This window comes from Amycolatopsis sp. NPDC101161 (genome assembly GCF_044768185.1).
GTDB lineage: Bacteria > Actinomycetota > Actinomycetes > Mycobacteriales > Pseudonocardiaceae > Amycolatopsis.
The window spans coordinates 749,515-759,324 of sequence record NZ_JBIWPI010000007.1 but is presented as its reverse complement, the minus strand read 5'-3'; the positions used below and the strand labels follow the sequence as shown (position 1 = coordinate 759,324).

Below are 9,810 nucleotides of genomic sequence, written 5' to 3'. Positions count from 1 at the left end.
ACGTGCACCGCACCCTGATGAACGCCAAGATCCACCGCGCCACCGTCACGCAGGCCGACCTGCACTACGTCGGCTCGCTGACCATCGACGCCGACCTGATGGCCGCCGCGGACATCGTCGAGGGCGAGCGGGTCCAGGTCGTCGACATCACCAACGGCGCCCGCCTGGAGACCTACGCCATCACCGGTGAGCCGGGCACCGGCGTGATCGGCGTCAACGGCGCGGCCGCGCACCTGGTGCACCCCGGCGACCTCGTCATCATCATCACCTACGCGCAGGTCGACGAGGCCGAGCGCGCGGGTCACCGGCCGCGCGTGGTGCACGTGGACGCGGACAACCGCCAGATCCACCTGGGACACGACCCGGCCGAGCCGGTGCCCGGCGCGGAAGCCCAGCTCTCCGGTCGGGGTGGGCGCTGACACAGTTGCTTTTGCCAGGCTGCCCTAAATAAGGTGTGCCTATCCTAAAAGGTCGTCGAGAGGTTCTCATGTCCGTGTTCCAAGGCGCTGCCGGGCTCAGCCGGCGTGGATTCCTGATCGGGGCCGGTGGCCTCGCGGCGACCGTCGCCCTCACCGCGTGCGGCAGTGGCGACGACAAGCCCGCCGCTTCTTCCGGCCCCTGGGAGTTCACCGACGACCGCGGCCGGAAGGTGTCGCGGGACCAGCGTCCGACGCGTGTCGTGGCCTACGTCAGCTCCGCCGCCGCGCTGTGGGACTACGGCGTCCGCCCGGTCGGCGTGTTCGGCCCGCAGAAGACGGCCGACGGCGGCAAGGAGATCCAGGCGGGCAACATCGACCTGGGCTCCGTCACCTCGATCGGCAACGCCTGGGACGACTTCAGCATGGAGAAGTTCGCGGCCACCAAGCCGGACCTGGTGATCACCGGCCTCACCGGCGCCAAGCCGACCGACCTGTGGGTGCTCAAGGACGACGTGGGCACCAAGGTCCAGCAGGTCGCGCCGATCGTCGCGCTGTCGGAGTACAAGGTCACGCTGCCGAAGGTGATCGAGCGCTACGAGCAGCTCGCGGTGGCCCTCGGCGGTGACCCGAACTCCGACGTCATCAAGAAGGGCAAAGACGACTTCCGGAAGGCGTCCGACGACCTGAAGGCGGCGATCAAGGCCAAGCCGGGCCTCAAGGTGCTCGTGGTGTCCAGCGACAAGGACAACCTCTACGTCTGCAAGCCGGAGTTCTTCGCGGACCTGGCGTACTACCGCGACCTGGGCCTGGACATCATCAACGGCGCCGGCTCGGACGACTACTTCGAGACGCTCAGCTGGGAGCAGGCGGGCAAGTACCCGGCCGACCTGATCCTGACCGACAGCCGCACGTACGCGCTGTCGCGCCAGCAGCTGGCGGCGATCCCGACGTGGGCGCAGCTGCCCGCGGTCAAGGCGGGCCAGCTCGCCGACTGGTCGACCGAACCCCGGTTCAACCCGGTGCTCGCGGCCCCGGTCATCCGGAAGCTGACCGAGGTCGTCACCGGCGCCCGCACGGACATCACCGCCTGAGGAGGCCCGCATGACCAACCCGTTCGAAGACCCGTCCGGCACGTACCTGGTGCTGGTGAACGCGGAGAACCAGCACAGCCTGTGGCCGGAGTTCGTCGACGTGCCGGCGGGCTGGACGGTCGCGTTCGGCCCGGCGGCGCGCCAGGAGTGCTTGGACCACGTGGAAGCGAACTGGACGGACATGCGGCCCAAGTCCCTGGCCGACGCCATGGACGACTGAGTTCCTTTCTGTTCTGCCGACGCCGGGAGCCCGCGGGTTCCCGGCGTTTTCAGTGCCGGACGCGGTAGATCAGGTGCGTGACCGACTTCGCCGCCCGCACCTCGAACTGCTCGAGATCCAGGGGCGGGACGCCGTCGAACAGCCGTGAGCCGGCGCCGAGCATGAGCGGGACGACGTGCAGCCGGATCTCGTCGATCAGCCCGGCGGCGAGGTACTGGTTGACGGTCCGCGCGCCGCCGTGGATGGAGATGTCCCCGTCGCCGGCCGCTTCGCGGGCGCGTTCGAACGCCGCTTCGATCCCCTCGGTGACGAAGTGGAAGGTGGTGCCGCCGTCCATCGGCTGCGGCTCGCGCGAGTGGTGCGTGAGCACGAAGACCGGGCCGTGGTACGGCGGGTTGTCGCCCCACCAGCCCTTCCACTGCCGGTCCCATTCGCCGCGCACCGGGCCGAACATGTTGCGGCCCATGATGAACGCCTTCGCCGTCATCATGCGGGCGAACTCGTCGGGGTGCTCCTCGGCGCCTTCGCCGAACCAGGCGTGCAGCTTGTCGCCCCAGCCGTCACCGCCGTCGTCGCCGAACGGGCGCTGCTCGGTCTGGTTGATCCCGGCGGCGTAGCCGTCGAGCGAGATCGTGAGGTCGCAGGTCACCTTCGTCATGGGCACCAGCTTGCTGCGTTCGACGCAGGACGTCCAATGCCGACTCGGCCGCGGTATCCGGTTGACCCCGGAAGGCCGGCTGCCGGCCCACCGCGCGGCGGAGATCGAGGGCCGGGTCGACGCGGCGGCCACCGAGCCGGCGGCGCAGGTCGGCCTGCAGGCGGGCTTGGTCCGGCTGGCCGCCAACGCGTCCACGCCGGCCACGATCGTCCCGAAAGCCGCCGCCGTGCCGGCCGAGGCGCACCCGGGATCGGCGGCTGCGCGCTCACGGATGTCGCGTCAGGCGCGCTGGCCTGACCAGGCCGCCCACAGCTTCGCGTACTGGCCGCCCGCCTCGACCAGTTCGTCGTGCGTTCCGGACTCCACCACCGCGCCCGCGTCGAGGACCACGATCCGGTCCGACGCCGCCGCCTGGGTCAACCGGTGGGCCACCACCAGCGCCGTGCGTCCTTCCAGCGCCGCGGCGGCCGCCGACTCCAAGACCCGGGAGCCCGCGCTGCCCGCCTCCGCCGTGGCTTCGTCGAGGATCGCGATCGGCGGGTCGGCCAGCACCAGCCGGACCAGGGCGAGCTGCTGGGCCTGCGTCACCGTCAGCTGGTGGCCGCCTTCACCGACGACCGTGGCGAGGCCATCCGGCAGACTGTCCACCCAGGACAATGCGCCCACCTTCGCCAGCGCCGCCCGGAGTTCCGCGTCGGTCGCCGACGGGCGCGCCAGGCGGAGGTCATCGGACAGGGGCCCCGCGAAGACGTGGACCTCCTGGCTGATCAGCGCGACCGTCCGGCGGGTCGCCTCCGGTCCCAGCTCCTCCAAGGGGACGCCGCCGAGGGTGACCGAGCCCGTGGTGGGCGCGTGGATCCCCGCGATCAGCTTGGCCAGCGTCGTCTTGCCCGCGCCGCTCGCCCCGACCAGCGCCACCCGTTCACCGGGGGCGACGCCGAGGTCGATGTCCCGCAGCACCGGGTGACCGTCCACATAGGAATACCCGGCCGCCGCCGTCTTCACCGACGCGTCCACCGGCCGGGCCGGCTGGGCGGGCGCGGCTTCGGCGGGCAGGTCCGCGACGCCGATCAGCCGCGCGAGGCTGGCCGCGGCCGCCTGCGCGTCGTCGACCAGGGCCAGCGCCGTCGTGATCGGGCCGAAGAGGCTGTGGAAGTACAGTGCCGCGGCCGTCGCGACGCCGACCGTCACCGCGTCCGCGCCGACCAGCAGGAACCCCATGGCGAGCACGGCCGACAGCCCGACGAACTCCGCCAGGTTGAGCCGCGCGTAGAACCGCGTCACCAGCCGGATCCCGCGCAGGGCCAGGTCGACGGCGACGTCCGACCGCGCACGCACCCGGTCGAGGTGGGTGTCCGCCAGCCGGAACGCGCGGACGGTCTTCGCGCCGCCGATGGTGTCCAGCAGCTGCTGCTGTTGCGCCCCGACGGCCTCGCGCTGGCTCGCGTACAACGGCTTCGCGCGCGGCACGTACCAGCGGACGGTCCACAGCTGGATCGGCACGGCGACCAGCGCGGCCAGCAGGAACCGCCAGTCCAGCACCGCGAGCGCGCCCAGGGTGAGCACCACCGTCAGCACCGAGCGGCCCAGCTCGGGCAGCGCCTGCCGGACGGCTTCCGCGACGACCGAGACGTCGTTCGTCACGCGTGTCGTGAGGTCGCCGGACCCGGCGCGCTCCAGCTGGTCGAGCGGCAGGCCGAGGGCTCGCTCGACGAAGCGTTCGCGCAGCTCGGCGAGGATCTCTTCGCCCAGCCGCGCCACCAGCGACACGCCGATCGCCGTCGCGACCGCTTGGGCGAGCGCGACCAGCACCAGGCCCACCACGGGCGTGACGAGGTCGGCCGCCGGGTGGCGCGTCGCGACCAAGTCGACGACCCGGCCGAGCAGGGGCGCGGTGAGCAGCCCGATCGCCGTCGCGGCGACGAGAGTCGTGAACGCGGCCGCGGCCCGGCCCTTCGACCGGCCGGCGAGCTCGCCGACGACGGCGCGGATCCGGCGGCCGTCGGCCACGGGGAGGAGTTCGCGGGTCATGACAGCACCGCCGCCCGGTAGTCGGCGCGACCGGCCAGCTCGGCGTGGCTGCCGACGCCGGCGATCCGCCCGTCGTCGAGGAGGACGACGCGGTCGGTCGCGGCGAGCAGCGCCGGGCTGGTGGTCACGAGGATGGTCGTGCGGCCGCGCCGCAGCTCGGCCAGGCCCGCGGCGATCCGGGCCTCGGTGACGGTGTCGACGGCGGTCGTCGGGTCGTGCAGCACGAGCACCGGCGCGTCCACCGCCAAGGCGCGGGCCAGGGCGACCCGCTGCCGCTGCCCGCCCGAGAGCGACCGCCCGCGTTCGCTGACGGCGGTCGCGACGCCGTCCGGCAGTGCCTCGGCCACCTCGTCGACGGCGGCCGCGGTCATCGCGGGTTCGGCGAGCGGCCCGGTCCCGCAGTTCTCGGCGACCGTGCCGGCGAAGAGGTCCGCGTCGTGCGCGGCCACCAGCACCACCTCGCGGACCCGGTTGGGGTCCACAGTGGACAGATCGACGGCGTCGACCGTCACGGTGCCGGTCGCCGGGTCGGCGGCGCGGCCGAGGCAGTCGAGGAGGTCGGTCGCGGCGGCCGGATCGGTGGCGACCACGCCGAGCAATTCGCCCGGGCGCGCTTCGAAGCCGACGTCCCGCAGCGCGCCGCGGCCGAGCGCGGACAGCCGGACGTGACCCGCGGCGGGCGTCGGCAGCGTGGCTTCGCCGGTGTCGACGGCGGGTGGTGCGTTGAGGACGTCGGCGATCCGCGCGGCCGACGCGCGGCCCTGGGCGAGTTCGCCGTTGACCCACGAGAAGATCGAGAACGGCGTGATCAGGTACTGCGCGAGCCCGACCGCGGCGACGAGGTCGCCGACGCTGATGTCGCCCGCGGCCGCGAGGTTCCCGCCGACGAGCGCGACGAGGGCGATGAAGATCCCGGTCAGCGCGAGCAGCGCGCCGTTGTGCCAGGCCTGCGCGCGCGCCGCCCGCAGCGTCGCCTTCAGCGAGTCCTGGCTGGTGCGGCGGTAGCGGTCGACGGCGGCGCGTTCGGCGCCGACGCCCTTGAGCACGCGCAACCCGGCGACGAGGTCGGTGGCGATGCCGGAGGCGAACGCGGAGCGTTCCTGCTCGGCCTCGCTTCGGCGTTCCAGGGGCTTCCCGATCAGGTGCGCGAGGTACAGCATCGGCGGCGTGCCGAGCAGCACCAGCAGGCCGAGCGGGACGCTCATGGTGAGCAGCACGACGGCGCTGACCAGCAGCCCGGCCAGCCCGGCGACGCCGAACGGCAGGACGCCGTTGACCTGGCCGACGCGCTTCGCGTCCGACGTCCCGACGCTGACGAGCTCGCCCGCGAGGGACTCCGCGCCGCCGCCGGGGTGCAGCACCCGGCGTCCGACGTCGAGCCGCAGGTCGTGGGCGGCGCGTTCGGCGGCGCGCTCGCCGAAGCGGGCGCCGAGGCGGTAGCTGGTCGACAGCACCGCGAAGAGCGCGCCGAGCACCGCGAGCCAGAGGAGCAGCGTGCCGACCGAGCCGCCGGCGACGGCCTGGTCGATCACCACGCCGATCACCACCGGCACCAGCGCCTCACCGCCTTGGTGGCACGCGGTCAGCAGCGCCGCGAGGCCCACCGATCGTCGTTGCCCGGCGATCGAACGGCGGAGGACTTCCCGTCCGGTCGTGCGCACCCGCGCCTCCCTGTCCTGTCGTGGGATAGGTAAGGCTAGTCTAAGTAAAGGAGTTACGGGGAGACCGTCGGCTTCGTCTCACTTGTGTCCGGCTCGCCGAAGCGGGCCAGGGCGAGCGCGGCGGCGACGGCGAGGACGAACCCGGCGAGAGCGACGACCACGAACCCCGGCCGGGTGCGGTCGCCGAGCACGAGCACGCCGACCAGCGACGGGAAGACCGTCTCGCCGAGCACCATCATCGCGGTGCTCGTGGTGACACTGCCGCGTTGCAACGCCGTCGCGTAGAAGAGCATCGCCATGCCGCCCGCGACCGCGACGGTGTAGGTGGCCGGGTCGGTGAGCAGGTCCAGCGGGGCGAGGCTGGGGATGATCCGGCCGGCGATGGCGACGACGCCGAAGCTGAGCCCGGCGACGAGCCCGAGCGCGGGCGTCCGGAGGCGGCGGCCCGCCTTCCCGGCGGCGATCCCGGCCACGGCCAGCACGGCGACGGCGCCGATCAGCCCGAGCCGGAAGCCGAGCCCGACGGGATCGGAGCCTTCGCTCTCGGCGGCGGCGCCGAGCAGTCCGAGCCCGGCGCACACGACGGCGACGGCCGCCCACTCCTTCGTCCCGAGCCGGACGCCGAGGAACCGCGCGGCGACGGCGGTGACGGCGAGACTGGCGGCTAGGGCCGCCTGTACGACGAACAGCGGAAGGACGTGCAGGGCGGCGATCTGCGCGACGAACCCGAGGACGTCGAGCGACAGGCCGAGCACGAATTTCCACTGCTTCAGGACGCGGACCAGGAGCTTCGGGTCGACGCCGGAGTTGTCGGTGCCGGTGTCCGCGGCTTTGGCGGCGACCGACTGCATCACCGAAGCCACGCCGTACGCGATCGCCGCGCCGAGCGCGCAGAGCAGTCCCCACCACATGGCGATCACTCTATTTTGTCGGTCCGGTGGGGTACGTTGCGGTCATGTCGAACACGAGTTCGAAGACGCAGCGATCGTGGCCGGCCCGCCTGGCTACCGACGAGCTGCGCCTTCAGCTGGACTTCCTGCAGTTCCTCCGCGCGACGGCGGTGAACAAGCTGGCGGGGTTGCCGCTTGCCTTGGCGGTGGCGACGCCGTTGCCGACGTCGCCGCGGTTGAGTGCGCTGGGGGTGGTGAAGCACCTGACGGCGGTGGAGCGGTGGTGGTTGTCGATCGAGGCCGGGGGAGCGGATCTGCCGTCGTTGTGGGCGGGTTCGCCGGACCCCAGCTGGGATCCGGCGCCGGAGGACACGCCGGTTTCCGTGGTGGCGGCGTACAAGGCCGAGTGGGCGCGGGCGGAGAAGTCGCTGCGGAGGCTGGGTCCGGACGACCGGACCCGGCGGCGCGGGGAGTTCACGGTTCGGTGGGTCGTGGCGCACGTGGTCCAGGAGACCGCGCGGCATGTGGGGCATTTGGACTTGCTGAGGGAGCTGGCCGATGGGGAAGTGGGGGAGTAGGGAATATCCGTGTTGCCGGTGGACTCGACCGGCTAACCTGGGTTCGTGGCCGTCGTTGCGGGATACCGCCGATTTACCGGCCCCCTGGCCCTTCGCGGGCGCCAGCGGGGTTCCGGGGCCATGCCCGCCGTCTGCGCTGTGTGACGCGCCGCGGTGAACCTCGCCGGGTGTCCGGGCCAGGGGGAGCGCTTTCGCTCACCCGTCCCGCTCACCCAGGAGGTTCCGTCGTGCCCGCACTGCTCACTCCCACCCAGCTCACTCGCGACCTCGCCGTCCGGGATCTGACCGATCCCGCCGCCGGGCCGCATGCCGTTCAGCTCGTCGTCGAGCGGGCCGTCTCCGCAGCCGCCCGCCCCGGCACCGAGATCCGGCGGTGGCCCGGCGATCGGATCGTCACCGTCGCCGACAACTACGACCGCCTCGGCTACGACCCCGCCGACGTCACCCGCGACGCTCGCTACACCCGCTATGTCGACGGAAGTCACGTGCTGCGCAGCCACTCCAGCGCGATGATCCCCGCCGCGCTGCGGGCACTCAAAGCCTGCCCGGCCGATGACGTCCTGCTCGTCTGCCCCGGCGTCGTCTACCGGCGCGACTCCATCGACCGGCTGCACAGCGGCACGCCGCACCAGCTCGACCTCTGGCGGATCACCCGCGGGACGACCACCAAAGCCGACCTCGAGCACCTCGTGACGTCCCTCGTCGAGACCCTCCTGCCGGGACGCCCGTGGCGGCTCGAACCCCGCCGGCATCCGTACACAGTGGACGGTGCCCAGCTCGACGTCGAGCACCAAGGCGAGTGGGTCGAGGTCGCCGAGTGCGGGCTGGCCCACCCGGCCGTCCTCGCGCGGGCCGGGCTCGGGGACGGCCGGTCCGGCCTCGCCCTCGGCATGGGCCTCGACCGGATGCTCATGCTGCTCAAGGGCATCCCCGACATCCGCCTGCTGCGCTCGGCGGACCCGGCCGTCGCGGCTCAGCTCACCGATCTCGCGCCCTACCGTCCGGTGTCCGCGCTGCCGCCCGTGCGTCGCGACCTCTCGATCGCCGTCGCCGCCGACGACCGGGCCGAGGACCTCGGCGACCGCGTCCGCACCGCCCTCGGCGACGACTCGGACCTCGTCGAGTCGGTCGAGATCCGGCAGGAGACGCCGTGCGCGCGGCTCCCGCCGCAGGCCCTGGCCCGGCTGGGCGCGGAAAGGAACCAGAAGAACCTCCTGGTCCGGCTGGTGCTCAGGCCGCTGGACCGCACGCTGTCGGACGCGGAGGCGAACGCGCTGAGAGATCGTGCGTACGCGGCCCTGCACCAGGGCACCGCGCACCAATGGTCCGGCTCGCAACCCCCGGAGCGCGCGGGCGGCCGGTGAAGCGGCCCGGATCCCGCCGTTGGCCATCACGACCAGGACCAGGCGAACGGCCCCAGGCCGAACGACCCGCGGCGGTGTCCGCGCACCGGAGGATCGTGCTCACCCCGGCGCAAAGCCGACCCGTAGGGTGGGGCCATGGCAGATCGGCTCTACTTCCGGCAGCTGCTCGCCGGGCGGGACTTCGCCGTCGGCGATCCCGTGGCGACGCAGATGGTGAACTTCGCCTACCTCATCGGCGACCGGGACACGCGGGAAGCGGTCATCGTCGACCCCGCCTACGCCGTGCAGGATCTGCTCTCGGTGCTCGAAGCCGATGGCATGCGGCTCACCGGGGTGCTCGCCACCCACCACCACCCCGACCACGTCGGCGGCGAGATGCTCGGCTTCGACCTGCCCGGCGTCGCCGAACTGCTGGCCATCCAGCCGGTGCCGATCCACGTCAACGGCGCCGAGTCCGAGTGGGTCCGCCGCGTGACCGGGGTCGAGGACAGCGATCTGCGCGCCCACGACCACGACGACGTCCTCGAGGTCGGGTCCGTTCCCATCCGGATGCTGCACACCCCCGGCCACACGCCCGGCAGCCAGTGCTTCCTCGTCGAGGACAAGCTCGTCTCCGGCGACACGCTCTTCCTCGAGGGCTGCGGCCGCACCGACTTCCCCGGCGGCGACGCCGAGGAGATCTACCGCAGCCTGCAAGCCCTCGCCGGGCTGCCCGGCGATCCCGTCGTCTACCCGGGCCACCAGTACTCGGCCGAGCCGTCGGCGACGCTGTCGGACGTCAAGCGCACCAACTTCGTCTACCGGCCGCGGTCGCTCGACGAGTGGAAGGTCATGTTCGGCGGCTGAGCAAGCCGTTCCACGGGGTGAAACCCCGTTGTTTCACGGACTGGGCACCGAT

10 protein-coding genes are annotated in these 9,810 nt (G+C 72.7%); 6 read left to right on the top strand and 4 right to left on the bottom strand.

Features of this window, described 5'->3' with window-relative positions:
• Positions 1-2 precede the first annotated feature (2 nt).
• The 3 genes from panD (at position 3) to ACIRSS_RS46300 (ending at position 1,730) form a co-directional block, all read left to right on the top strand.
• Positions 3-419 (top strand): aspartate 1-decarboxylase, encoded by a 417-nt coding sequence (gene panD / locus ACIRSS_RS46310; protein ID WP_400907648.1) that lies wholly within the window; start codon positions 3-5, stop codon positions 417-419.
• A gap of 68 nt (positions 420-487) precedes the next feature.
• Positions 488-1,510, top strand: coding sequence for an ABC transporter substrate-binding protein (locus ACIRSS_RS46305; RefSeq protein WP_400907645.1), 1,023 nt, complete (start codon positions 488-490; stop codon positions 1,508-1,510).
• Positions 1,511-1,520: 10 nt separating this feature from the next.
• Positions 1,521-1,730: an MbtH family protein gene (locus ACIRSS_RS46300; RefSeq protein ID WP_400907643.1), complete on the top strand. Its 210-nt coding sequence runs from the start codon at positions 1,521-1,523 to the stop codon at positions 1,728-1,730.
• A gap of 49 nt (positions 1,731-1,779) precedes the next feature.
• On the opposite strand, the gene ACIRSS_RS46295 is transcribed toward ACIRSS_RS46300, so the two are convergent.
• The 4 genes from ACIRSS_RS46295 to ACIRSS_RS46280 all read right to left on the bottom strand — a co-directional run bounded on the left by ACIRSS_RS46295 (position 1,780) and on the right by ACIRSS_RS46280 (position 6,991).
• Complete coding sequence (locus ACIRSS_RS46295; protein ID WP_400907640.1) at positions 1,780-2,388, bottom strand: dihydrofolate reductase family protein; 609 nt, start codon at positions 2,386-2,388, stop codon at positions 1,780-1,782.
• 279 nt (positions 2,389-2,667) lie between these two features.
• Positions 2,668-4,419: an ABC transporter ATP-binding protein gene (locus tag ACIRSS_RS46290; protein ID WP_400907638.1), complete on the bottom strand. Its 1,752-nt coding sequence runs from the start codon at positions 4,417-4,419 to the stop codon at positions 2,668-2,670.
• Entirely contained in the window at positions 4,416-6,080 is a 1,665-nt protein-coding gene (locus ACIRSS_RS46285) for an ABC transporter ATP-binding protein (RefSeq protein WP_400907637.1), read from the bottom strand. The genes ACIRSS_RS46290 and ACIRSS_RS46285 overlap by 4 nt, the downstream gene beginning before the upstream one ends.
• Positions 6,081-6,133: 53 nt before the next feature.
• A complete protein-coding gene (locus tag ACIRSS_RS46280) occupies positions 6,134-6,991 on the bottom strand; it encodes a hypothetical protein (RefSeq protein ID WP_400907635.1) in 858 nt (285 codons plus the stop codon).
• 44 nt (positions 6,992-7,035) lie between these two features.
• Between ACIRSS_RS46280 and ACIRSS_RS46275 the strand changes: the two genes are divergently transcribed.
• From ACIRSS_RS46275 to ACIRSS_RS46265, 3 genes are all read left to right on the top strand, one after another.
• Positions 7,036-7,548: a DinB family protein gene (locus tag ACIRSS_RS46275; RefSeq protein WP_400907633.1), complete on the top strand. Its 513-nt coding sequence runs from the start codon at positions 7,036-7,038 to the stop codon at positions 7,546-7,548.
• A 227-nt stretch (positions 7,549-7,775) separates the two neighbouring features.
• On the top strand, positions 7,776-8,912 hold the full coding sequence (locus ACIRSS_RS46270; protein ID WP_400907631.1) for a hypothetical protein: 1,137 nt from the start codon (positions 7,776-7,778) through the stop codon (positions 8,910-8,912).
• Positions 8,913-9,047: 135 nt separating this feature from the next.
• A complete protein-coding gene (locus ACIRSS_RS46265; RefSeq protein ID WP_400907629.1) occupies positions 9,048-9,758 on the top strand; it encodes an MBL fold metallo-hydrolase in 711 nt (236 codons plus the stop codon).
• The last annotated feature ends 52 nt before the right edge of the window (positions 9,759-9,810 follow it).